The sequence below is a fragment of the Blautia coccoides genome (assembly GCF_034355335.1).
In the GTDB taxonomy this organism is placed as follows: Bacteria; Bacillota; Clostridia; order Lachnospirales; family Lachnospiraceae; genus Blautia; species Blautia producta.
This window is the reverse complement of record NZ_CP136422.1, coordinates 1,751,671-1,776,756: the sequence shown is the minus strand read 5'-3', so window position 1 is coordinate 1,776,756 and position 25,086 is coordinate 1,751,671. Positions and strand designations below refer to the sequence as shown.

Below are 25,086 nucleotides of genomic sequence, written 5' to 3'. Positions count from 1 at the left end.
CGAGTGTTCTGCGGAGCGAGCCGAAGATCCACTTGCCCCAGTTGATTAATGAGGAAGCCATTGCTGACGAATTTAACAACTGGGAGCAAGTTAGCTGAGGGGAGCGCAGCCAGGAGCCAGACTGTATCCCTGGCCCGCCCTCTCATACTGCACCGCATGTTCGGACGTCCGTGAGCCATAAACTTACAATCCAGTCTCCTAACCTTGCAATTCCTCCCTCACAATTTTCATCAATTCCCCCCTATCATTCCTATCCGGCTCCTCCAGCACCACCTGCAGCAGCCTCTCCAGCATCTCTCCCATTTCCGGACCCGGTTTCATACCCGCTGCGATCAAATCCCTTCCGTTGACAGCCAGCATCTTTACCGAAACGCACTCTTTCTTCTCCAGCACATCCCGGTAAATCTCCTCCACCTTCCGGATGCGCTCCAGCTTTTCCTCTCTTTGGTACTCACTCTGCGCCATACTGTCCGCATACTGCACTTTTAAAAGCAGAGGAAACAACTCCACGCCCACCTTATTCAGCGCTCTGCGCACTGCTTTGGGATTCGGTTCCGGCCGGTAATCATGCCAGTAAACCAGCTTTGTCACCTTGTCAATGGTGTCATTGTCAAGCTTCAGCCTTCTCAGCACATTCTTGGCAATTCTCTCACTGCCCAGACTATGCCCCTTAAAATGGTCTCTGCCATTCTCATCCGCAGTTTTGGAGGCCGGCTTTCCGGTGTCGTGAAGGAGCATGGTAAATCGCAGAACTTTATCTGCATCCACATACTCCAGGCTTTTCAGCGTGTGTTCACCCACGTTCAGATAATGATGGGGGGTATTCTGCGGAGTTTCCATCATAGCATCAAATTCCGGAAGGACAACAGCAGTGATGCCCGTCTCCCAGGCTGTTTTCAACAGATAAGGATTTTTTGATACCAGAAGCTTTGTCAGCTCTGACGCAATACGCTCCGCACTGATTTTTGCAAGTGAAGGGGCAAGCTCCCGGGCTGCCTTTTTTGTCTGCTCCTCTATGGAAAATCCCAACTGGGCCGCAAAACGGACTGCGCGCAGGATGCGCAGCGCATCTTCCGTAAAGCGCTCATAAGGGTCACCTACACAGCAGATGATCCCCTTTTCCAAATCCCTGATCCCGCCGAAAGCGTCCACCAGCCCTTCTCTGTCATTGTAGGCCATGGCATTGATGGTAAAATCCCGACGGCGGAGATCTTCCCTCAGTTCTCCTGTAAAGACCACCTCTTTTGGATGACGGCTGTCCTCATATTCCCCGTCAATACGGTATGTGGTCACCTCAAATCCTTCCCCGCCCAGCATGACCGTCACGGTTCCGTGAACAAGCCCTGTATCCACCGTGCGACGAAACAGCGCCTTGACTTCCATGGGTTTGGCTGATGTGGTAATATCCCAGTCCGCCGGAGACGAATGGAGGAGGCTGTCACGAACACAGCCTCCTACCGCATAAGCATCATATCCATGTTCCTGCAAGGTTTCTATTATCTCTTTTACTCTCTTAGGAACTTCTATTTTCATTCTAGTACGCACGCCCCCAGTAGACCATCTTCTTAGCCGGTTTTCCACAGCAGACACATTTATCTGATAAGGTTTCCTGCTCGAAAGGTATGCAGCGGGATGTTGCCTGGACGTCCTCTTTGATCTTATCTTCACATTCCTGGCATCCGCACCACATAGCTTTTACAAATCCCGGCTTCTCATTGACCGTCTGTTTGAACTCTTCATAATCAACTGCTACATATGTGTGTGCATCACGATGGGTTCTGGCACGCTCCAGCATATCACTCTGCATGGTTTCCAGGATTTCTGCTGCTTTCTCTGCCAGATCATCAAAGGATACCACTGTCTTCTCTCTGGTATCTCTTCGGACAATGACTGCCTGGTTGGCTTCCATGTCTTTTGGTCCGCATTCAATGCGGATCGGAATACCGCGCATCTCCTGCTCTGCAAATTTGAATCCCGGACTTTTATCTGTCTCATCCACCTTCACGCGGATTCCTGCAGCTTTCAATGCGTCGGCAAGTTCACGCGCTTTTTCCAGTACCCCTTCTTTTCTCTGCTGGATAGGAACAACCACAGCCTGCACCGGCGCGATCCTCGGGGGGAGCACAAGTCCGCTGTTGTCGCCGTGCACCATAATAATGGCACCGATCATACGTGTCGTCATTCCCCAGGATGTCTGGTGTACATATTTTAAGGTGTTGTCCTTGTCTGTATACTGAATGTCAAATGCCTTTGCAAATCCATCACCAAAGTTGTGGCTGGTACCTGACTGCAGGGCTTTTCCGTCATGCATAAGGGATTCGATAGTATAGGTTGCCTCTGCGCCTGCAAATTTTTCCTTGTCTGTCTTACGGCCCTTGATGACCGGAATCGCCAGAACTTCCTCGCAAAAATCAGCATACAGGTTCAGCATCTGCACTGTTCTCTCCTCTGCCTCCTCTGCTGTGGCATGGGCAGTGTGGCCCTCCTGCCATAAGAATTCCCTGGAGCGCAGGAACGGACGTGTTGTCTTCTCCCAACGGACAACTGAGCACCACTGGTTATATACCTTCGGCAGATCCCTGTGGGACTGGATGTCTCTTGCATACAGATCACAGAAAAGCGTCTCTGAAGTAGGACGGACACAGAGTCTCTCCTGAAGCGGTTCCAGACCGCCGTGTGTCACCCAGGCAACCTCCGGTGCGAAACCCTCTACGTGGTCCTTCTCTTTCTGGAGCAGACTTTCCGGGATGAACATGGGGAGATATACATTCTCCACACCTGTCTCCTTGAAACGTCTGTCCAGCTCATGCTGGATATTTTCCCAGATTGCATAACCTGCCGGTTTTATTACCATACAGCCTTTCACGCTGGTATAGTCTACCAGCTCTGCTTTTTTTACAACATCGGTATACCACTGCGCAAAATCTTCCTCCATGGAAGTAATGGCCTCTACCATTTTCTTGTCCTTTGCCATAGTAATGCTTTGTCTCCTTCTACTGTTTATTTTTTATAGGCAGCCGCACCCTGCCATCCACGGCCTTACAAAGGCGGCTCTGTAAACGGCACTGCTCACACATCAAAGCTGATGTTTCTGCCCGTGTGATTATATTTATAATATCGGACACCTGCGGCATCAAGCATTCGCTTGGAAGCCTGAACTGACGGAGTATCCGCGTATTTATCGCTGTCATAGACAATTGTCTTAATTCCTGCTTGAATGATAGCCTTGGCACATTCATTGCATGGAAACAGGGATACATAGAGCTTGGCACCTTCCAGTGAACCTCCCCTGTAGTTTAAGATGGCATTCAGCTCACTGTGGGTCACATAAAGATATTTGGTATCCAGTTCGCCGCCTTCCCTGGCCCATGGAAACACATCGTCTGAGCATCCCTTTGGGAACCCATTATAGCCCATAGACAAAATCTTGTTATCCGGGCTGACAATACAGGCCCCCACCTGGGAATTGGGATCTTTGGAACGCATTCCGGAAAGTTTTGCAACGCCCATAAAATACTCGTCCCAGGATATATAGTCACTTCTCTTATCTGTCATCTTGTAAAACCTCCCGAAAACACCTGCTATTTAGTTCCGAAAATACGGTCTCCGGCGTCACCAAGTCCAGGCACGATATAGCCGTGATCGTTTAAATGTTCATCCAGGGCGCCGATATAGATATCAACATCCGGATGTGCCTCACTTAAGGCCTTTACCCCTTCCGGAGCCGCGATAACACACATAAAATGGATATTTTTCACGCCTTTTTCTTTCAGCATGGAGATAGCTGCCTCTGCGGAGCCGCCCGTAGCCAGCATAGGATCTGTAACAAAAACTTCCCTCTCTTCACAGTCAGCAGGCAGCTTGCAGTAGTATTCCACCGGCTTGAGTGTCTCCGGGTCACGATACAGACCGATATGGCCTACCTTAGCGGCAGGTATCATGGTGAGCATACCCTCCACCATGCCCAGTCCTGCACGCAGAATGGGAACTACAGCCAGTTTCTTTCCTGCCAGTTCTTTGACAGTCGTCTTTGTGATCGGTGTGTCTATTTCAATGTCTCTTAACTTCAGACCTCTCGTAGCTTCATATGCCATAAACATGGCGATTTCACTTACCAGCTCCCGGAAATCCTTTGAGCTTGTCTCTGTGCGGCGGATAATACCGATCTTGTGCTGAATGAGCGGATGCTCCATTACCATTATTTTCCCCATCTATTTTCTCCTTTGTCCTCTATTTTTTAGTCTTGTTTTATCTTCGATTCGTAACTGTTCAGTTCCCTTCAGTTACGAGCCAAAATCCATGCAAATCGCCTTTGGCGATGGGATTTTTGCCTGGCTGATGAACGTTTTCTTACGGTCAGCACAGTAAATGTGCAGATTTACTGAATAGTTACTTCTATTCTTCTATCAGATCGATCCTTCTCTGATGTCTCTCCTCACCGGAAAACTCTGTATTCAAAAAAGTATCCACTATCTTCACAGCCAGCCCCGGCCCTACTACGCGGCCTCCCAATGCCAGTACATTGGCATTGTTGTGCTGTCTGGTGGCCTCAGCACAGAAGCAGTCTGTACAGAGCGCTGCACGGATTCCCTTCATCTTGTTCGCTGCTATGGAAATGCCTATACCTGTGCCGCAGATCAAAATTCCCTTGTCACACTCTCCGCTCTGAATGGCTTTTCCGACTTTTCTCGCATAAATGGGATAATCCACAGACTTATTGCTGTCACATCCGAAATCCTTGTATGGAATCTTGTGCTCCTCCAGATATCCGATAATCTCCTGTTTCAGCTCAAATCCGCCATGGTCACAGCCTAATGCTAACATGTAATTTTCCTCCTGTATTTTACTTTCTATTATGACAGTGCAGACACACTCTGACACAGCCTGCGGCCGATAGGATCGTGTGTCTTGTCACGCCCAATATCCCTTTTTCCGGTCTCCGGCTGCAAGGGCGTCAAACGTGTATAAGATGATGCCCTGCTGCCTTGAGCAGACGATTCATAATGGCCTGTCCCATCCTTGGTGTATCAAAAGCCTCCGAAAAAATATAGTCCACCTGTTCCTGGTCAAATTCTCTCAAAAGTCCGAACAGATGTCTCGCTATACTCTCCTCGTCCTGCCGCGCTCCGATACTTTTTATAACCTGTGCCTCATAGTATCCCACAGTCTCGTCCGTGCCGATAACACCCACACGCTTGCCCTTTGACTGCAGATCACGGCTTTTTTCATTGATGGTTCTAATGACCATCTCTGTACTGCCTTCCACAATAGTCAAACCGGCCTTTGGCGCATAGTGGCGGTACTTCATCCCCGGGGCCTTTGGCTTAATATTTTCATCTGTGATCAAAAGCCCTCTGTCCATCCGCACAGGTCCTATCACGTCCTCAGCCATCTTCTGATTAATATATCCGGGACGCAGAATGACGGGGATTTCTTCTGTAAAATCCACGATCGTGGACTCCAGGCCGATCCCCACATCTCCGCCGTCCAGGATCATGTCCACTTTTCCGGTTAGATCCTCTGCTACATGGGAGGCACTGGTGGGACTTGGACGCCCGGAGGTATTGGCACTGGGCGCTGCAATATATCCTCCGCCGTGACGGATCAGCGCCAGGGCTACCGGGTGAGAGGGCATCCGCACCGCTACGCTGTCAAGACCGCCCGTAGTCTCATAAGGCACCGCATCGCTCTTTTTTAAAATCATGGTCAGCGGGCCGGGCCAGAACTTTTCAGCCATTTTCTTTGCCTTTTCCGGAATCTCCTTGACAATCCTGCCAAGGCTCTCCATGTCCGCAATATGGATAATAAGCGGATTGTCAGAGGGCCTGCCTTTTGCCGCATATATTTTTTCAGAGGATTCTGCGTTCAGCCCGTCTCCGCCCAGCCCGTACACAGTCTCTGTGGGAAAAGCCACCAGGCCGCCGTTTTTCAGGATTTCTCCCGCCTGTCTGATCACAGTTTCATCCGGGTGTTCCCTGTCTACTGTCAATAATATGGTATTCACATTTTCTCTCTTCTTCCTGTCTGTTCTTTACATACATAACCATAATACCATTGTCTCTGCGGTTTTTCCACAATTTTTTTATAACCGACATAAGAAAGTGTTACCGAACTCAACAGTCCAGGCAGGTCCAGGCATTTACTGTGCTGACTGTACGAACAGGCAGTGCCATCGGTCAGTCATTAGACATTTGGCTTCACAGCAGCAGGAGTACACACACAGACTGTATCAGATACAGTCCGGTGTGTGGCTGCTCCGGGATTTCCCTGCATTTTAAATTCATTTCTATTTGTCACCCAAATATGTAAGAATGCCGTCCCGGACTGCTTTTGCCACCTTATCCTGATATTCGTCTGATTCCAGCAGACCTGCCTCCCTGGTATTACTCAAAAAACCGCATTCCACAATATTTAAGATTCCCTCGCTGCGCTTCAGCAGATAATAGGTAGAATTTGCTTTCTCTATCCTTGGTCTGCTCACATCAAGCTGGCTGTTCATGGCGTCCTGAATGCACTTTGCCAGCTTTCCTCCCTCTGACGAGTGAGTAAAATAGAAAACTTGCGGACCGCAGACTGCCTCGTCAGGATAACTGTTCTGGTGGATACTCACAGTGAGAAGCGGCTGTTTTTCTTTGATAAGCTCGCACCGCTTCTGCATATCCTGCACTTTCTTGTTCCTGCTGTCCGCATCGTACAGCCCCCCATCCTCAGACCTGGTCATTATCACCTGATATCCCTCTTTTTCCAATAGCTTCTGGAGTTTTTTTGATATTTTCAGGTTTATTTCTTTTTCCTCCAGTTTTTTTATGCCCACCACTCCGGGATCCATTCCCCCGTGTCCGGCATCCACAACAATGACACCTTTCTTTCCTTCTGCTTCTTTGCTCACCAGCCGCGCGCCTTCCCTGGAGAGGAGAAATGCGGATGCGAGCAGAAGAACAGCCATCCCCAGTTCCACAAAACGTCTTTTCTTCATCAAATAAAAATCCCTCAAAGCCTACTCGTTAAAGTATATGCTTTGAGGGACTATCCTAATCTTTTAATTTTCCGCAGCCGTCCAATACCCTGACTGTCATGTGTAAAAACCATGCCGTATGGTCTTTGGCAAATTTTGCCCGGACACGGAACGGTACTAACCGCCGCTTTAGTGAATGCGCAGAACTGCTGAATCGTTACAGATTTTCAAAGAACTTCTCAGCGGGCACCGGACGCCCGAAATAAAAGCCCTGTATCAGTCTCAGCCCCATATTGCCCACACTGCCGTACTCCTCTTTTGTCTCCACACCTTCCAGGCAGACCTGTTTGCCTACATCATTGCACAATTCCGTGATAGACCGGATGAATGTGGCGTTGAACAGATCTGTGGTGATTCCTTTCACAAATCCCCTGTCAATCTTTACAATATCGGCAGGGATATGCTTGAGCATAGACAGTGAGGAATACCCCACTCCAAAATCATCCATTGCCACCCGGACACCCATTTTCTGAAAACTCTCCAGTGTCTCCCTGACAATGGCATCCTCTTTTACAAAGTATGACTCTGTCAGCTCCAGCGTAAGATTGGAGGGGCTGAGATCCACCTCTTTCAGCGTGTCTCTTACAAAGGACGTCAAATCTCCTTCCAGAAACTGTTGATAAGACAGATTTACGCTCATATTAAAATCCGGTTTCCGTTCACACCATTTTTTGCACTGAGCTGCGGCTTTGCGCAGGATCCACATGCCCATCGAGACGATCAGACCATTCTGTTCCAGCAGAGGTATAAACTCACCCGGGGAAACATCGCCATATTTGCTGCAGTGCCAGCGCGCAAGTGCCTCCGCGCCGTAAAGCTCTCCTGTCTTTGCATCCACCTGGGGCTGGTAACAGACAGAAAAGCCTGCAAAACCTCTCTCTACGCTCTCTCTGAGCATCTGTACCATTTCCAGCTTCTTCTCTTTTTCCTTAGGTATCTCTGAAGAATAGACCGTCATCCTGTTCTTGCCCATAGCCTTGGAGCGTTCAAGCGCATAGTTGGCACACTTTAAAAGCTCCAGATAATTATCTGCATTATCAGGACAGACTGCATATCCCCCTGATATGGTGCAGTAATATTTCTTTCCATTATATTCCTGCTGGCGTGTATATTGCTTCTGGATCTCTGAGAAAATATCCTCTGCGTCCTTTTCCGTTCCGTTTGTGATGATAATGCCAAACTCGTCTCCGTCGAGACGGTAAATTCTGGAATTTTCCGGAAGTATGCTTCTTATATTCCCTGCCGTCATCCGAAGGATCTCATCTCCAAACATCCGGTCATAGAGATCGTTTATATTTTTGAAAGCGTCCATATCCAGGATCATGACTCCGATCCGGGTGATCTGGCTGCCATCCATGAGATATTTCTTAATGCTGCCTTCAAATTCAAACCGATTGTACAGTCCAGTCATATGGTCGATCTGTTTTTCTTTGCCCAGATTCGTGATCATTCCGGCAAACATGTCAGGATTGCCGTACTGATCGCGGACCAATTTTCCTCTGCATCTCAGCCAGATCCATTCACCTTCTGCATTTCTTGCCCGGTACTCAATGTCGTGCTCCTCTGCACGCCCATCCGCAATTTCCTGATTGCTCTCTAAAAAATGCGCTTCATCATGGGGATGGATCAAACCGCTCCAACAGGCTGCTGCATTCTCCACCACCTCACCCGGCAGAGCAAATTCTGCCGCCATTGCAGGCGGGTATCTGAAAACACCGGTCTTCATATTACCTATAAATATATAGTCATCTGTACTCGCTGTCAGTGCATCGTAAAGACGTGCCTGATTATATTGAAAATCATCTTCGGTTACCGATTCCGCATCAGCATGCTTCAATTTGCTTTTCGCGCGCAAAATATGGTAATTCCGCTTCTGCACATACATCAGTTCGTCCGCTTTCGCTATAATATCCGAAACCGTAAAGCAGTCCTCCGGGTAGATTTCCACTGCCCCGTAGGAAAAAGACGGACTGCATTCCAGTCCATACTCCTCATACTCTCCTGCCAGTATTTCCAAAATCTTCTGTATACGTTTATCCGCACTGGCCAGCTCTTCCCCATAAACTGCCACAATAAACTCATCACTGCTCAGACGGAAAATAATATCCTCGGGACGCAGACAACGCCTGGAAGCAGACGTGACAAATTGAAGCACTCTGTCACCTGCCCTGTCTCCATAACGGTTATTTATCCAATTCAGACTGTCAATATCAAACATTGCCACTGTCAGCGTCTTTTTCTCTTTTTTAGCCCTTTTTATGATCAATTCCAGCCTGTCCTTGCCTTCTCTCCGGCTTGATACTCCTGTCAAAGTATCTGTTGCTGCCAGCTGCCACAACTCCCTGTGCTCCATAACGACCTCTCCTACACAAAAAACCTTATCCCTCTGCTGCTTGCTATTATAGATGACAGCAGGGAGCGATACAAGTCTATTCTACCACATATTGACAATAAATTCAAAAAAGTCCCCGGGATTTGTCTTCCCGGGGCAATAGGCAGTAAAAATCATACTCCGCTTTTCAGCTTCTATCTTTCGTTTTCCAGTTCTTCCTCAAGAAGAGCCTCATCTTCTTCACTCAGAAGTTTTGATATCTGCATTGCAATTTTGGAGTCTTCATCTTCCTCAAACTCCTCAAGTTCCGCAATATCATCCAGTGCATCCAAAAGATCCAGTTCCTGGGTATCTCCCAAATGAAGCTCCTCTGCATCCTCCGCCGGCGGCGGAAGTTCTACATCCGGCTCCTCTTCAATATCATTCAGTGATGTAGGCATTGTACTGATGATCTGATGTACCTCTTTATAAGAAGCCATGAAACGCTTCTGGGCCTGATTGATCAACTGTACGATCTCATTCATCTCATCCTGAACCGCTATGTATTTTTTCTTGCCCTCCCGCAGTTTATCATCAATTTCTGACTGCACTGCTTCCACGCGCTGTTTTGCCTCTGCTTCCGCGTCGGAAATCATGGTATTGCACTTCTCCTCAGCCTCTTTGATCATGGCGTCTGACTTTAACTGGGCATCAAAGACCAGTTTTCCTATGCTCTCATAATTGTCAATGTACTTCTGATATTTCTCATGGATTTCCATTTCCAGACGCTCCTGATGGGCGTCCTTTAACTCAATGCGCTTCATAAGCTCTGCTATCTTGGCATCCTTTTCCGAAATAAGCTTTTTCAGCCTTAACTGTTCAGAGGCAGCTTCATCCTTCATTCGCTGCACCTGTTCCAGCACATCCTCCTTATCAAATCCCCCCATGATCGTGGTTTTAAACAATTCGTGTTCTCCCATTACTCCACCTGTTCCTTTCTGAATCACATTCTTGCTGTTTTTGGCCTTTACTGCAGGTACTGGCTGATGGTGTTCCACACATCAGCTCTCTCAAATCCCAGTTTCCATTCTGCCACGCCTCCCAGCTCATACTTTTGTATCAACTGCATCTTGGCATCCAGTGACTGCTCATCCTCCAGCCATATCTGATACAGGCCGTTATCTGTAGCCAGTTCCGCATAATTTTGTGAAACCTCTTTGTTCCAATACTTTTCCATACCCATCTCTGCCACAATCTTATCTGCCTGGTCCATACCCATAATCTCACTCGTCACAGTTCCGGCATTGTCCGTAAACCAAAGTCTCGTATAGAAGGGAACCCCATTGATCACCTTATTCTTCGGAACCTCCTTCAATGTCTGCTGAATTCCCTCCTCCACAAATGGCAGGGAGGCAACAGAACCTGCTTTCTCAGTTCCGTCTGTATGCTCATCATACCCCATGATAATGACATAATCTGCCACGATTCCCTGTTCTTTCCTATTATAAAAGGAAGTAAACTGCGGAACCGGATCATCTATGGACAGAACCAGATTGTTTTTCCGGCAGGAAATGGACAGTTCGCGGATAAACTGGATAAAATGAGGTGCTTCCTCCTGGGTCAGCGTCTCAAAATCCACGTTAATGCCGTCCAGACCCACTCTTGCCGCTTCTTCTATGAGTTTCTGAATGAGATGTTCTCTGGATGTGCGGTTTGACAGCGTGTCCAGAGTGCTCACATCTTTGTTGAAATTATCGATCAGGCCCCAGACTTCCAGCCCCTTTTCATGGGCCAGCTTCACATAATCCGCACTGGCCAGGGAGGAGATGGTTCCCTCTGCCCCCGTGACGGAAAACCACGTGGGAGAAATCACATTGATCCCTGTTATGCCCTCCAGCGTCTGGGCTAGCCCGGCATTGGCATCCTCAGAGGTAACCTGATGCCACGCCAGATTGATCTTATGATCTCTTGTGAGACTGGTAAACTCTTCTTTATAGCTGCCGTCATACTCCACGTCCTTCTCCTCTGACGCTGTCAGGTCTTCTTTTGCCACATAGCCGTTGAAGCCGTCCGGAGTTGCCACCTGAGACCAATTGTCCAGCTCTTCTATCAATGTCAGTTCCGTACCTTTTGCCACATCTGCCAAAATATCGCTCTTGATGCCGCCCCGGTAACGGATCACCGTGTCATTCTTCGCTTTTACGATCTTTTCACTCCCCCACTGGTAGCGAATTACCGCCTTGTTGGGGTTTTCTGTCACCGTACTGGTGATTTTCATATATTTCTGAATAAAATCAAGTGCCAGATAAATTTTATCATCGGTCTGGCGGATGATCTTATAGCCTTCGTCTTTATTTTCACCGTTCACTGTATAAGCAGTGCTCTCCGGTGCTATGGTAAGAATCTCATTTGGTGTGGTGTAAAGCATCTGTGAGCTGTCCGCTTCCCAGTAAAAACGCCCTCCCAGCACATTTGACACGGTATCGTAATCCAGATAGACGTGTCCATCCATCAATTTACCCTTCGCTTCACTCACTGTATTCTGGAGCACTAAGGCCACATCATCCTCTTTCTCCAATCCATAATACGTGTTCAGATCCATTCTCGTATCGGAAGGTGTACGTCTCTTGATCGCGGCAGTCAGCACTCCCACAGCTGCAACCACTACTATGAGAAGGATAACTACCAGTACCATAACGGCATTGCTGTTCCTTCTCCTTCTCCGCCTTCTCTTCTTTTGACTCATAATTTAACTCCTTATTTTTTCTCGCATTTCTCCACCATTATAACATACTTTTTTCGTTCGTCATTACTTTCTTCGACAATTTATATTTTTTTAATAGTAGAACTTAACAGCCGGATTGGGGAAAATCCCTCACAAGCACAGAGATCCCCCCTGTTCCGGCCCCCTGTCATACATACCGGGAACGCAAATATCACAGGGTTTCCTAAATGGCTTACTCGTTTTTCACGAAATCAAACTGCAGCTTTTCAACCTCCCCTCTCTCATTCTGCACATAGTCCCGCATATAGACACCTTCCTCTGCGACACTGCATGCCTGTTCAATTTCTTCCGGAGTGCTCGGACTTCCGTTCAGCATAAGGGGAATCCCCTGACGCCGGTAGGTTTCCAGTTCACACCGGAGCGCTGAAGTTTCCTTGTCTTTCTTCATGTTTACTGTGGACAGCAGTTCGTGATATATTATACCTCTGCCCTCTCCTTTCTTCTTGAAACGCGGTTCCAATATTACAGATAAAGAAAGGCGCTGTAATCCCCATAAAAAATATATCCATAGTCTGTGTTCTCTGTCACATGGGATCATGCAAATCGTACAGAATGTACTCTCTGCCTGCGGTCAGACGCCGCCTGAAATGAAAATTAAGAATATTGTCATTGACGAAGGCCTACGGGATGTCATCACTCCCCTCTGTAAAAAATTTTACAGCACTCCTTCTTTGTCTGTGGAAATCATTATATCATATATGAATTTGACTTAGCAAGCCATTTTATGTAATTATTTCTTATTTTGATCATATTTTTACTTTTTTCCACATATATGAAAAAAGTATGAAGCGCTTTACATACCTGCGTTTCATAGTATATAATATAAGTGAGATACCAGCATCTTTGTTTTGCCTGAAGGGCAGAACTGACAGATAGACAGGATGTGATAAAATGAAGATAGAAAAAATCAACGACAACCAGATACGTTGCACGCTCACAAAGGCTGATCTGGAAGACCGTCAGATTCGTTTAAGTGAACTGGCTTATGGTACGGAAAAGGCCAAAGACCTGTTCCGTGATATGATGCAGCAGGCAAACTATGAATTCGGTTTTGAAGCCGATAATATACCGCTGATGATTGAGGCGATTCCGGTTTCTGCGGACAGCATTATCTTGATCATTACCAAGGTGGAAGATCCCGAGGAACTGGACACACGTTTTTCCAAGTTTACGCCTTTCGGCGGACCTGCAGGAGATAATTCACAGCCGCCTTTAGAATTTGAAGGAGCTGATGACATCATTGATGTATTCCAGAAAATTTATGAGGCCAAAGCAAAAAGCGCAGCCAAGAAAAAGGGAGTGAAAACACCAGCGCCGACAGAGTCACCGGAAGTACCGGTCCGTCTTATACGGCAGTACCGTTTTCAGGACCTGGACGGCGTGATCCGCGCAGCCCGCGGTCTGAACAATTTCTTCCAGGGAGAGAACTCCCTCTACAAGGACGGTGCAACAGGGGAATATGAACTGGTCATTCACCAGTCAGAGAACACCCCGTCCGATTTTAATAAAGTCTGCAACATGCTTTCCGAATACGGAAAAGGCAGTGCTTTTTCACAGGCAGGCGAAGCTTATCTGAGGGAACACGCCGAACGCATTATTGCCGGCAAAGCACTACAGAAATTGGCAGCCCTATAACCGGATGCTGGTAAAAAGCCCCGGCGGATATCCATTTTTATGGAGACCGCCGGGGCTTTTCATCTTCAATTATTTATCTGCCAGAAAATCGTTGATCTGAGCAGCCAGAACATCTGCATCAATTCCATGAACCATAGCAGCTTCTTCCAGGCTTTCACCCTGAGCGGAAGGACAGCCGATGCAGTGCATACCGGCTCTCATCAGAATCGGAACAATATTTTCATCCACACGGAGTAATTCGCCGATTGTCATATCTTTGGAAATTGTCATGATAGTTTCCTCCTTTTTTCGTACTGTGTATTATTATAAACTCTTTTTCTCCTATATTCAACTGTTTTTCTCCGGTTTTCTTTTTCTTTCCAAAAATTGTGGCAGTGATCACAGCAGATGCCTTGAAACGGACAGCTGGTACTCCTGTCTGCAGACTTGAACTCCATTTCCCGCCGGATAGCCCACTTGCCTGCAAACAAGAATAATTCACGGATTGTTTAGAAATAAAGACTTGTATTCTAATACCAAATATATTAGAATATGCGTAAGAACTGAATCTTATACCAACGGATGTTCCGAATTTTACCGCTGCGCTGACGCGGGGATAAGATAAGGTAGGGTTCAGAAATTATAAAAGGAGGATTTTAAGTATGGCATATGTAATTACAGACGAATGCGTAAGCTGTGGAACTTGCGAAGGAGAATGCCCATCTGAAGCTATCTCCCAGGGCGATGACAAATACGTTATCGATGCTGACAAATGTGTTGACTGCGGAACTTGCGCAGAAGCATGTCCTACAGAAGCAATCGTAGAGGCTTAATAAAAAAAACACAAACCTGTTTTACTGCAGGTTTGTGTTTTTTTATTATCTTTTTTTCTTAAACAATTTTTTATTCTTCTGCCGCTCCTGCTCCATGGCCGCCGCCACTTCCCTGCGGGATTTCTGACAGATTCTGATTCTCTCATCCAGCCTTTTATAGCGTTCTTCCCCGGAATGAAGGGTCCGCATCCGCTCTTTTACCAACCTGTCCAGTATTTCCATAAACTCTGCCGGAACCTGGCTTTCAGCTTCCGCCTCAGCCTGTACTGGCGCCTGCCGCGTTTTGCCGGTGACTGCACGGTTCTTTTCCTGAGCGGAGTTATGATTCTGAACCGGGTTATGATTCTGAACCGGCCTGTTCTTTCTGGAGGCCGCTTTTCTTGCAGCTGCCCTTTTGCTTTTCCTTGATGTAGGTATTTCTCTTCTCTGCTCTGCCGGTCTCTGTCCTGCCGGCTCCGGTGTTTTTTGCTGTACCGTTTCAGTCACTTTCTCCCGGCTGCCGGTTGTCCTTTGTTCTGTCTCATCCCGGTTTTCCTCATCCTTATATAAAAAGGGAATCAGGCTGCCGATTTCTTTTAATGCAAGTCCCTTTTTCTTCAGTTCTTTAATAGCCAGAAGTACCTGGATATCATATCGGGTGTAGTATCTGTGCCCCATTTCGTTTCTGTCGATCGGCAGATGCAGCTCCTCTTCCCAAAAGCGCAGGACATGTGACTGCACGTCCAAAAGCTTCGCCGTTTCAGAAACCGAATAGCTGGTTTCACTCATACACTGACCCCTTCCATTTTGCGTCGCAACTGTTCAGTATCTTCAAAGTTTGCGTCTTTCTTTAAGGAATATTATAGCAGGGGATGAAAAAAATGCAAGAAAATGTGTTCGACAAAAGCTGCGGGAATCTTATTGGCAAACGTAAGCTCCATCCACGATCAGGTCGGTTCCGGTCGTATATGCAGAGGAATCCCCGGCCAGATAAAGAACCGCCCCGATAAGTTCTTCCGGAGTCCCCATCCTGCCGTAGGGCATCATGCCTTTCCAGGCATCTTTAAGCTCCTGGGGTGTATCGACAGACATTGGTGTGGATATGTATCCGGGACTTAAACTGTTTACCCGTATTCCGTAGGGAATCCATTCCAGAGCCAGAGACTTTGTCAGATGTATCACACCGGCTTTTGAGGCATTATAGGAGGCCTGCCACTGAGGTATGTTCACAATGGTACCTGACATGGATGCCATGTTGATGATGCTTCCGTGTATCTTTTTCCGTACCATAAGCTTTGCAGCGCTGCGGGCCATAATATACTCCCCGGTCAGGTTCACATCAACCACACGCCTGAATTCCTCGATACTGGCCTCAAAGGTACTTTTGTGGATGCAGATACCGGCATTGTTGAACAGCACATGAATACCGCCGCTTCTCTTCTCAATCTCTTCTACCGCCCGGTCCACGCTCTTCTCATCCGTCACATCTGCCTTGATATCATAGGCCCTATTCCCATCCTCCTGAATGATCCTTACCGTTTCGCCCCCACCGGAACGGCTTAATATGACAACCTCAGCCCCTGCATTTGCCAGTCCTCTGGCAACTACCTGACCAATTCCCCGGTTTCCTCCCGTTACAACAGCAGTCTTGCCCTCAAGTCCAAAAAGTTTGTCCAGATATCTTCCTGATTTTTCAGACACGATCATATCCCTCCTTCAGCTCTCTGTAGATTTCTTCTATATCCGCGATTCTGGGGTTTGCCTGATAATCAGGCAGTTCATGTCCCCTCTCTGCTATCTTCCTAAGTATATCATATTCCACACCAAATTGAGGGAAATTCAGCCACATTCCTATATCTTTCATGAGTTTTTCTATTTCCCTGCAGCACTCTGACGCGGCTTTGGCATCAGGTGCCTCTCTCAGGGCAGGATTGAAGATACGCCCAACTTCTGCAAATTTTTTCTCCGCCGCCGGACAGGTAAACTGCAAAAAGGACGGGTATATCAAGGCCAGAGATTCCCCGTGCATGATCTGGGGGCAATGGCCGCTAATAGTCATGCCCACACCATGGGGAAGCGTCACTCCTGCATTGGCAATCGCCAGCCCACCGCACGTGTCTGCCCAGGCCATTCCTTCTCTGGCGTCCATATCCTCACCGTTTTTCACTGCTCTTCTCAGATATTCCACAGTGTACTTCATACCCTCAAGTGCGATCATGTCCGTATACGGAGAAGCCTTGACATTGATATAGCTTTCAAAGCAGTGACAGAACGCATCAAATCCGGTGGACGCTGTTATATGGGCCGGCATGGAAACGGTAAGTTCAGGATCGATCAGTGCAACGCGGGGATAGATCAAATTGTTGAAAATAGCGCTCTTAGTACAGGTCTCTGTCTCTGTCATGACCGCTACCTGCGTCACCTGTGACCCTGTACCCGCGGTTGTCGGTACCGCGATCACAGGCAGCGTGGCTTTTGGCTGCGGACTTTTAAAAAACAGATGATCCCACGCCTTGCCTCCGCTGGCCGCCGTCACAGCAATGGCTTTTGCCGTATCCATGACAGAACCACCCCCAAGGCCTATCACTGCCTGACATCCTTCTTTTTTTGCAACAGCGGTACCCTCCTCCACGCATTTTGTGGTGGGGTTTTGTGCTACGTTATCAAAGTGCCAAACAGTAAGTCCGCTGCTTTTCAGGCTTTCTATGATTCCATCATACAATTTTTCCCTGGTGGACTTTTTCCTGCTCGTGACCAGAAGGATCTTATCACCAAATCCCGCTGCCAAACCGGGAAGTTCTACAATGCTGCCCTTTCCGAAAATAATTTTTGTTGTCTGCTCATATTCAAACCGTTTGTTCATATGCACGCCCCCGTCATCCGTAAATATTCTTTCTCTTGATCTTCAGGACAGTGGCAATGTTGTTCTTCCTGACATTTGCTGTGTCAATAAGGAGTACGTCATCTTTTGCAGTCCATGTAAGCGGCCGTCCGTCACCCAGAACGCTTATGCTCTCAATCTCCTCTTTATAGACCATCGGAAGTATATGGTGCAGTGCCGTCTTGTCTCCTATTTTTCCCAGCGCGGATGCATAGATATATTCGTCCCTCATGGTATACCGAATGTCTCTCGGTGTATATTCCACTTCATCCATCTCACAAAAAGCACCGGAGCCTGTCATTTTTGTAGGTCCTTCCTCTGCTGTGCGCCATGGTGTAGTATCATAGACAGCTTCCCCGTTCTCTTCAAGCCATTCTCCCATTTCCAGAAGGATTTTTCGGGCTTCTTCGGGAATCGTTCCATCCGGCTTTGGTCCCACATTCAGAAGCAGATATCCGTTTTTACTCACATTGTCCAGCAGATAGTGGATCAGGGATTTGGCTGATTTATACTCTGCATCCTGCATATATCCCCATGCTTCCCCTGCGTCCACGGTGGTGTCGGTGATCCAGTCATGATATGTAGCTTCAGCAAATCTTCCCTGTTCCAGATCAATCAGACCGGCTCCCACGGGCAGATGGTTCCATTTATAGGAAACTGCTGTCTCCTGTCTGTTTTTCTCTGCCATATCCCTGTAATACGTCAGAAATTTTCTCTGGTAAAAATCATTGATAAAGGCCAGACCGAAATCAAACCATATGTAATCCGGCCTATATGCGTCTATAACCTCTTTCAGCTTTATAAACCACTTTTCATGGAATGCGGCACTTGGAAGGTCCTGGGCTATCCACTGCCTGTCTATGGCTCCGTCCATGGTATTAGACCAGCGGATCGGTTCCGGCATATATCTCTTATCAGAACCCCAGTCCATATTGTGTGCTTCTCCGTACAGGCCTGCGTATCTGGGATCTGAGGTGTCGTATTCTTTTACCCAGTGAGGGTAAAACTTCCAGTTCTCTGCGTGATGAAAAGCTGTCATAAAATACATGCCCTGTTCCCGCACCGCTTTTTCCAACTCTCCTACCACATCCCTCTTAGGTCCCATAGCTGCCGCATTCCATTCATTCACACGGCTGTCCCACATGCTGAACCCGTCATGGTGCTCCGCCACCGGGCCTGCAAATTTAGCACCTGCTTTTTTAAACAGCTCTGCCCATTCTGCGGCATCAAATTTTTCTCCGGTGAACATAGGGATCAAATCTTTATATCCCGTTTTTGACGGATGTCCGAAATGTTTGCAGTGATAAGCAAACTGATCCGTCCCCTCCTGGTACATCTTATATGGATACCAGGAAACATTCGGTCCGAATGCCGGCACACTGTAGACACCCCAATGAGTGTAAATGCCGAATTTTGCTTTTCTCATCCATTCCGGTGTCCGGTAATCTGTCAGTTCTTTCCATTCTTTAACTTTTATCCCCATAAATTTCTTCTCCTTTTTTATTTATTGGCTCCGCTTGTCAGTCCTTTAACCACATTTTCCTGAAGCACCAGATACATGGTAAGAGGCGGCAGAATAGCTATGAAAATGGCTGCCATCAGCGCACCGTAATCACTTTTTCTGGCCCCTACAAAATTCAGCAGACCCACAGAAATGGTTCTGAGTTCTGCTTTTCCGATGAATACCATGGAGACCAGAAGGTCATTCCAGGTATACATAAATACAAATATCCCCACAGTGGCAATGGCAGGCTTTACAAGCGGCAGGATAATTCTGGTGAACACTTTGTATATACTGCATCCATCAATGATCGCAGCTTCCTCCAGAGAGGTGGGCAGACTGTTCATGGAGCCTGTTATGATAAAGGTGGCCAGAGGCATATGTGACGCCGTAAAAAGCAGGATCAGGATCAGATAGTTGTCCCGGATGTCAAAATTATTGATCGCCCAGGCTAAAGGTACAATGATACTCTGAATAGGCACCATCATGCCCATGACAAAATAGACTCTGACTGCCCCTTGTCCCTTAAAGCGCAGACGTGAGATGGCAAAGGATACCATGCTTGCCGCCAGCGCCGTCAGTGCCAGCGTCACAACGGCCAGGAACATACTGTTCAAAAACTGCCTTCCTATATTTCCAATTTCAATAGCCGTTTTATAATTTTCAAAATGAAACGCCGAAGGAAATTTAAACGGTGATGTAAAAATCTCTGTATTCGTTTTAACGGATGATATCATAACAAAATACAATGGGTAAATAAAAATAAAGAGAAAAAATAGGGAAACCAGGTATAATATGACTTTTTTCGTTATTTTTCTAGCGTGATCGTTCATTTTTCCTCCTTAATATTCCAGCCGTTCCCGTTTTGTAATGCGGAGACTTATGACAGTAAATATAATGCTCAGGATAAAGATATAAACACCGATAACAGATGCTTTCCCAAAGTCATTGTATCGAAATGCCTCTTTATAAAGCAGTGTACTCGGCACATCTGTCAGGCCGTTTGGACCTCCTTCTGTCATAACATAGACAAGATCAAAGGTTTTCAAAACCGCAGTTACGATGACCACAATGCTTGAAATAATAGATTCCCAGATCATTGGAATGATTATATGGAACACCTTCTTTATTCCCACAGCTCCGTCCAGCTTCGCAGCCTCCACCACATCATCAGGGATCCCTGAAATGGCAGCATAGCTGACTGTCATGTGGAAACCGATGCCGCACCAGGCATTTACCAGGATAATGGTTGTCATGGCAGTATTTTTATCCACCAGCCAGCTCTTTACCAGGCTGTCCAGACCGATTCCCTGAAGCATGGTGTTCAAAACACCTGTGGGCATCAGTATAAAATACCATAAGAGACCGATAACCGTTGTGGACAGTACCTGTGGTACAAAATAAGCAAATTTGAATAAACGGTATCCCCGGAATCTCTCACTGAGCATAACTGCCAACAAAAGCCCTATGGGAAGCTGCGTACACAATGTCAGCACCATGAACCACATGATATTTTTGATGGAATGCCAAAACATGGCATCTGTGATAACCGCCTTAAAATTACTGAACCCCACAAACACCATGGGGACATTCTTGATCCCGTTCCATTTAAAAAAGGACATAACCAGGGAACCGCCGATGGGAACCATTAAAAGTACCGTATATAAAAGGAACCCGGGAAGCAGAAAACATAACACTGCCTTTTTATTCCTTCTTATTCTCTCCATTGCTGTGCCTCCTTTTCTGAAGAGGCCGCCGCAGCATCATACTGCAGCGGCCTCGTGCTGCTCCCGGTTATTGACCTGAACCGGCCGCCTCCAAACGGCTCTGGATCTGTTCTGCCGCTTCATCTGCCGTCATTCCTGTAAGTGCTCCGATAAATGCTTCTCCGACGATATCTTCCAATACGGCTACAGTATCGTATGCCCACGCATCACTGCCCCATACCTTTACGTCCTTTTCCTTGATCTCCAGCAGATCAGAGAGGAGCGGACTCATTTTGTCTGCATCCAATTCCACATCGTTTCTGACCGGAATATTTCCGCAGTCATATGCGTATCTCTGCTGGGTCTCTTTGTCAGCGAACATACAAGCCAGTTCCCACACGTATTTCAGTTTCTCCGGTTCATCCTTCAAGTGTCCTCCCAATTCCAACTGTGACGGATACGCAATGTCATTGTCTTTAAATTCTTCTCTGTCTGACATATACGGCATACGGAATACGCCCACATTGTCCTCCATATCGGTCAGTTCTGCGATCCTCCAGCTTCCGTCAAATGACATGGCTGTCTGTCCGCTTACAAACATGGCTTTTTCCGTTTCATAGTCAAGTCCCAGGTAATCTTCTCCAAAGATTCCTCTGTCTGCCAGGTCCTGGATAAATGCAATAGTCTCCACAACATCTTCATCTGTCCATTTTGCTTTTCTTCCGCCCAGTTCTTTTGCCTTTTCCACACCGCACATTTTATAGAGAAGCCCTGTCTGGATATGTACCACACGCCATGCATTGGATGCCCCCACCACCCATGGCGTGACGCCTGATTCTTTTAATTTATCGCACACTTCATAGAATTCATCCCAGGTTTCCGGTGTTTTCTCAATCCCCGCTTTTTGGAACAGTTCTTTATTATAATAGAAGACTTCCATCTGGTTGTTAATGGGCAACGCATATGTTCCCTCTGTCCCCACAGAAGATAATTCCATCATATCGAGAAGTGTGGCGTCCACATTGTCTTTCACATCCGGTGTCTCTGCGATCAAATCCGTCAAATCCAGAAAAACACCTGTATCTGCGTATTCTTTCATAATACTGATACCCGGCCACTGGATAATATCCGCTACATTTCCGGATGCAATATCTGTCTTAAACTGGTTTGTAAAGCTGTTGCTGTCATTGGTGCTCTCATCCTGGATCGTAATACCCGGATATTTCTCCTGAAACTCCTTGAGCACTTCCTCTTTCAGCTTGGTACCGCTGTCAGCCCCTGACATTCTTGTGAGAAGCCGGATCGTGATCCCTTCTCCGCTTCCTTCTTTGTCAGAATCCGTTTTCCCAGCTTCTTCCTTTGCCTCTGTCCCGCTTCCTGCATCCTGGCCTTTGCCCCCTGTATCCGACTCATTGCTGCCACATGCGGAAAGTCCTGTTGCTGCCATAGCTGCTGCCAAAAGTGCTGCGATTTTCTTTCTCATTCCTTTACTCATGATCAATACCTCCATAATTTTTGCTGTACCCCTAAAGTGCGTTTATATTTATTTCGGATCTAATTCCCATATTTAATGAACTTTTTCAGCACCAGGGACGCAGACCCGACTGCGGTGCCGTTCTCACCCATCTGAGAAATTACTAACTTCACCTGCCTTCCTGCAAATTTCATCTGCCTCTCACGAAGCACTTCCTTAATTTTCTTTAAAAATATATCACCTGCGTTAGTCAGACCTCCAAATAATATGATCAGGTCCGGATCCAGCAGATTAATATAATTTGCCAGCCCAATTCCGATATACTGCATGGCGCGCTCTGTGATCTGGATCGCCATTTGGTCTCCCAGATGTGCCGCTTCAAATACTGTCTTCGCCTCAATGCGGTTGATGTCTCCATTTACCAATTCCATTATTTTTGATGCATTGCCCTCCAGCACTGCTATCTTGGCATCTCTGGCAATCGCGTTTCCTGAGGCAATGGCCTCCAGGCATCCTTTGTTGCCGCAGTTGCATTTTGGCCCGTTCTTTTCCAGAATGATATGTCCGATTTCCCCGCTGCTTCCGGAACTTCCCCTGTAAAATTCCCCTTCCCGCATAATAGCAGAACCAATACCGTGACCCAGATTCACAACTAAAAAATTTCTGGAATCTACTCCGGCGCCAAAGTAATACTCTCCCATAGCCAATGCACGGTTGGCATTTTCGATTGTTATATCCATCTTAAACCGCTCACGGATGGGTGTGAGCATATCCACATTCTCCCATTTAAAATCAGGAGAAAACAGAACTTTCCCGCTTTCCTCATCCAGAATTCCCGGCATACCGATTCCCATTCCTAAAATCTGCTTCTCCGGCAGACCGCTTTCCCGTATCACATTTTCTATTACCCGGATCAGTCTAGATATCCATACCTCCGGCACCACTGTGCCTCCTGTCTCCATGATCTCACGGATAAAAACCTCACCTGCAAGGTTCATCATCAGCACATTTGTTTTGCTGCGCCCTACCCCCACTCCGATAATATATTTTGAGTCGGGTATCAGTTCCAGTAATTCCGGGCGTTTCCCCCCGCTGGATTCCCCTTTTCCCACATCCTGCACAAACTGTTTATGAGAAAATTCCTCCGTTATTTTCATAACTGTCGGAATGCTGAGGCCAATGGTTCTGGCGATCTCCGCACGGCTGATCGGTCCTTTTCTTCTGATCAGATCAAAGACCATGCTCCGGTTCATCTGTGCCATTGCAAACTTATCGTATTTCACTATTCTCTGCTCCTCGTTAACTTACTTAATTTAACTAACTAACTGAATAAAAAAAATAAATATACAAAATTACGACAAATTATTATTTTTCATTCTAATATGCGCTCTAATTTACTCTTAATTCAACAGTTACTTAATTAACTTAACTAACTTTATATGTGAATTATAACGTACTGTTTTTCAATTGTCAACTCTTTTTTGTGCGTTTTAACGTAAAATTTAAAAATGCATTATTTTATTACTGCCTTACAAAAGACATGCTTTTGCGAATGCTGACAAAAGTGCTGCCGTAAAGCCCCCAAAAGACTTTACGACAGCTTCTGTGTCCGTCAAAGTTCCCCTCCGTTTTCTATAAACAACCTTATCAGCATGGCGGCAGCACCTATGGCTGTAGCGTATTCTCCCAGGGTACCGGTCCTTATAGACACATTTTTCCCGGAATACTTCATTTTGTATTTTTCTACTGTCCTCTGCAGCTGGTCCAAAAACAAATCTTTAGATTTTGTGAGGCCGCCGGCCAGTATGATCATATCCGGGTCCAGCAGATTAATGCTGCTGGCTATGGCGATCCCCACATACTCCATTGCCTCATCTATTATTTTCCGGCTCAGTATATCGCCTGCCCTGGCGGCCTCAAATACCATCTCCGCCTCTATTTTCCCCTGTTTAACCGCTGCCCTGCTGACTAGAGTCTGCTTTCCTTCCATTATTTCCCCTTCCATCCGCTTTGCAATGGCGTTCCCGGAAGCCAGCGCCTCCAGACACCCCTGATTGCCGCAATCACAGAGAGGACCGTCCGGCTCCATGATCATATGTCCGAATTCGCCGCAGGTCCCGCTTTTACCATAGAGCAGCTGGCCGCTCTCAATAATTGCCGCCCCAATACCGTATCCCAGATTGATGCAGAGGATATAGTCCGCGTTTTTTGCCGCGCCGTAGATATATTCTCCAAGCGCCAGAGCACGGTTAGCATTTTCCAGAAAGATCTTGTAAAACGGGAGTCGGTTCCTGAATATCTCCATCAGCGGCACATTTACCCAGTTAAAGTCCGGGGAAAAAATAACGTCTCCCCTGGCGTAATCCAGAATCCCCGGCATACCAATGCCGATCCCCATAAAGCGTCCTTTGGAAATCCCGCTTTTTATGATCAGAGCTTCCACACGTTCGGCTATTTTTTCCAGAAACTGTTTCGGTTGTTTAATGTCCTCCTCCGTAGTAGGAAAACATTCTTTTGACATAATGACAGCCGCCATATCGATAATCACGATTTTCACGTAATGGCGGCCAATATCTATTCCTGTTATGTAATAGGCATTTGAAACGAATTCCAGTAAATCAGGTCTTTTTCCTCCTGTTGACTCACCTTTTCCGATAGTTTTTACCAGATTCTCCCGTTCAAATTCCTCTGTGATCTTCATTACAGTGGGAATACTCAGCTCAGCCTTTCTTGCGATTTCCGCTTTATTGATGGGGCCTTGTGTACGAATCATTTCCAGCACTATCTTCTTGTTCAATTGTGCCAACATAGCCTTGTTATATGACATTCTCTTCCCTCGTTTTTCTCCCTGATGTACTCTCGTAATCTCCTGGTGTTTTTTTCCAGGGTTTCTACTTCTTTTATTTTAATCTAGGCTATTCAATTTTTCAACTGTTGATTTGCAGCTTCTCTTTTGCGCTTCTCTTTTATCTTTCCCTGTTTTTACA

General features: G+C 46.8%; 23 protein-coding genes. 2 read left to right on the top strand and 21 right to left on the bottom strand.

Annotated features, from left to right (window positions below):
- Nucleotides 1-198: 198 nt before the first annotated feature.
- The 11 genes from BLCOC_RS07735 to BLCOC_RS07685 all read right to left on the bottom strand — a co-directional run bounded on the left by BLCOC_RS07735 (nucleotide 199) and on the right by BLCOC_RS07685 (nucleotide 12,499).
- Nucleotides 199-1,533, bottom strand: a complete 1,335-nt coding sequence (locus tag BLCOC_RS07735; RefSeq protein ID WP_115624923.1) for a CCA tRNA nucleotidyltransferase — start codon at nucleotides 1,531-1,533, stop codon at nucleotides 199-201.
- Nucleotide 1,534: 1 nt separating this feature from the next.
- A complete protein-coding gene (gene proS / locus BLCOC_RS07730; RefSeq protein ID WP_115624922.1) occupies nucleotides 1,535-2,974 on the bottom strand; it encodes a proline--tRNA ligase in 1,440 nt (479 codons plus the stop codon).
- 95 nt (nucleotides 2,975-3,069) lie between these two features.
- Nucleotides 3,070-3,555: a deoxycytidylate deaminase gene (locus BLCOC_RS07725; protein WP_029469940.1), complete on the bottom strand. Its 486-nt coding sequence runs from the start codon at nucleotides 3,553-3,555 to the stop codon at nucleotides 3,070-3,072.
- Between the two features lie 26 nt (nucleotides 3,556-3,581).
- Nucleotides 3,582-4,211: a uracil phosphoribosyltransferase gene (gene upp, locus BLCOC_RS07720; RefSeq protein ID WP_029469941.1), complete on the bottom strand. Its 630-nt coding sequence runs from the start codon at nucleotides 4,209-4,211 to the stop codon at nucleotides 3,582-3,584.
- A 184-nt stretch (nucleotides 4,212-4,395) separates the two neighbouring features.
- Complete coding sequence (gene rpiB / locus BLCOC_RS07715) at nucleotides 4,396-4,824, bottom strand: ribose 5-phosphate isomerase B (RefSeq protein WP_029469942.1); 429 nt, start codon at nucleotides 4,822-4,824, stop codon at nucleotides 4,396-4,398.
- Nucleotides 4,825-4,954: 130 nt separating this feature from the next.
- Entirely contained in the window at nucleotides 4,955-6,004 is a 1,050-nt protein-coding gene (locus BLCOC_RS07710) for an L-threonylcarbamoyladenylate synthase (RefSeq protein WP_115624921.1), read from the bottom strand.
- Between the two features lie 282 nt (nucleotides 6,005-6,286).
- The gene (locus tag BLCOC_RS07705; RefSeq protein WP_029469944.1) at nucleotides 6,287-6,976 is read right to left on the bottom strand and encodes an N-acetylmuramoyl-L-alanine amidase; all 690 of its coding nucleotides are present in this window, start codon (nucleotides 6,974-6,976) and stop codon (nucleotides 6,287-6,289) included.
- A 196-nt stretch (nucleotides 6,977-7,172) separates the two neighbouring features.
- Nucleotides 7,173-9,368, bottom strand: coding sequence for a bifunctional diguanylate cyclase/phosphodiesterase (locus BLCOC_RS07700; protein ID WP_115624920.1), 2,196 nt, complete (start codon nucleotides 9,366-9,368; stop codon nucleotides 7,173-7,175).
- Nucleotides 9,369-9,541: 173 nt separating this feature from the next.
- A complete protein-coding gene (locus tag BLCOC_RS07695; RefSeq protein ID WP_029469946.1) occupies nucleotides 9,542-10,306 on the bottom strand; it encodes a coiled-coil domain-containing protein in 765 nt (254 codons plus the stop codon).
- 47 nt (nucleotides 10,307-10,353) lie between these two features.
- Entirely contained in the window at nucleotides 10,354-12,072 is a 1,719-nt protein-coding gene (locus BLCOC_RS07690) for a glycosyl hydrolase family 18 protein (RefSeq protein WP_029469947.1), read from the bottom strand.
- Nucleotides 12,073-12,283: 211 nt separating this feature from the next.
- Nucleotides 12,284-12,499, bottom strand: coding sequence for a hypothetical protein (locus tag BLCOC_RS07685; RefSeq protein ID WP_029469948.1), 216 nt, complete (start codon nucleotides 12,497-12,499; stop codon nucleotides 12,284-12,286).
- A 503-nt stretch (nucleotides 12,500-13,002) separates the two neighbouring features.
- Between BLCOC_RS07685 and BLCOC_RS07680 the strand changes: the two genes are divergently transcribed.
- A complete protein-coding gene (locus BLCOC_RS07680) occupies nucleotides 13,003-13,746 on the top strand; it encodes an adaptor protein MecA (protein ID WP_029469949.1) in 744 nt (247 codons plus the stop codon).
- A 69-nt stretch (nucleotides 13,747-13,815) separates the two neighbouring features.
- Here the strand turns inward: BLCOC_RS07680 and BLCOC_RS07675 are convergent, their stop codons facing one another.
- Nucleotides 13,816-14,016, bottom strand: a complete 201-nt coding sequence (locus tag BLCOC_RS07675) for a DUF1858 domain-containing protein (protein ID WP_018593741.1) — start codon at nucleotides 14,014-14,016, stop codon at nucleotides 13,816-13,818.
- A gap of 371 nt (nucleotides 14,017-14,387) precedes the next feature.
- Here BLCOC_RS07675 and BLCOC_RS07670 point away from each other — a divergent pair, with 371 nt between their 5' ends.
- Complete coding sequence (locus BLCOC_RS07670) at nucleotides 14,388-14,558, top strand: DUF362 domain-containing protein (RefSeq protein WP_018593743.1); 171 nt, start codon at nucleotides 14,388-14,390, stop codon at nucleotides 14,556-14,558.
- 45 nt (nucleotides 14,559-14,603) lie between these two features.
- On the opposite strand, the gene BLCOC_RS07665 is transcribed toward BLCOC_RS07670, so the two are convergent.
- The 9 genes from BLCOC_RS07665 to BLCOC_RS07625 all read right to left on the bottom strand — a co-directional run bounded on the left by BLCOC_RS07665 (nucleotide 14,604) and on the right by BLCOC_RS07625 (nucleotide 24,926).
- On the bottom strand, nucleotides 14,604-15,326 hold the full coding sequence (locus BLCOC_RS07665) for a helix-turn-helix domain-containing protein (protein WP_115624919.1): 723 nt from the start codon (nucleotides 15,324-15,326) through the stop codon (nucleotides 14,604-14,606).
- 129 nt (nucleotides 15,327-15,455) lie between these two features.
- Complete coding sequence (locus BLCOC_RS07660; protein ID WP_242999058.1) at nucleotides 15,456-16,238, bottom strand: SDR family oxidoreductase; 783 nt, start codon at nucleotides 16,236-16,238, stop codon at nucleotides 15,456-15,458.
- A complete protein-coding gene (locus tag BLCOC_RS07655) occupies nucleotides 16,231-17,400 on the bottom strand; it encodes an iron-containing alcohol dehydrogenase (protein ID WP_029469952.1) in 1,170 nt (389 codons plus the stop codon). The genes BLCOC_RS07660 and BLCOC_RS07655 overlap by 8 nt, the downstream gene beginning before the upstream one ends.
- A gap of 13 nt (nucleotides 17,401-17,413) precedes the next feature.
- Complete coding sequence (locus tag BLCOC_RS07650) at nucleotides 17,414-18,901, bottom strand: alpha-L-fucosidase (protein ID WP_115624917.1); 1,488 nt, start codon at nucleotides 18,899-18,901, stop codon at nucleotides 17,414-17,416.
- 17 nt (nucleotides 18,902-18,918) lie between these two features.
- The gene (locus tag BLCOC_RS07645; protein ID WP_226985001.1) at nucleotides 18,919-19,527 is read right to left on the bottom strand and encodes a carbohydrate ABC transporter permease; all 609 of its coding nucleotides are present in this window, start codon (nucleotides 19,525-19,527) and stop codon (nucleotides 18,919-18,921) included.
- A gap of 234 nt (nucleotides 19,528-19,761) precedes the next feature.
- Complete coding sequence (locus BLCOC_RS07640) at nucleotides 19,762-20,646, bottom strand: carbohydrate ABC transporter permease (RefSeq protein WP_018593749.1); 885 nt, start codon at nucleotides 20,644-20,646, stop codon at nucleotides 19,762-19,764.
- 67 nt (nucleotides 20,647-20,713) lie between these two features.
- Nucleotides 20,714-22,120, bottom strand: a complete 1,407-nt coding sequence (locus BLCOC_RS07635) for an extracellular solute-binding protein (protein ID WP_018593750.1) — start codon at nucleotides 22,118-22,120, stop codon at nucleotides 20,714-20,716.
- Between the two features lie 59 nt (nucleotides 22,121-22,179).
- On the bottom strand, nucleotides 22,180-23,382 hold the full coding sequence (locus BLCOC_RS07630; RefSeq protein WP_115624915.1) for an ROK family transcriptional regulator: 1,203 nt from the start codon (nucleotides 23,380-23,382) through the stop codon (nucleotides 22,180-22,182).
- Nucleotides 23,383-23,711: 329 nt separating this feature from the next.
- Nucleotides 23,712-24,926, bottom strand: a complete 1,215-nt coding sequence (locus BLCOC_RS07625; protein WP_242999056.1) for an ROK family transcriptional regulator — start codon at nucleotides 24,924-24,926, stop codon at nucleotides 23,712-23,714.
- Between the last annotated feature and the right edge of the window lie 160 nt (nucleotides 24,927-25,086).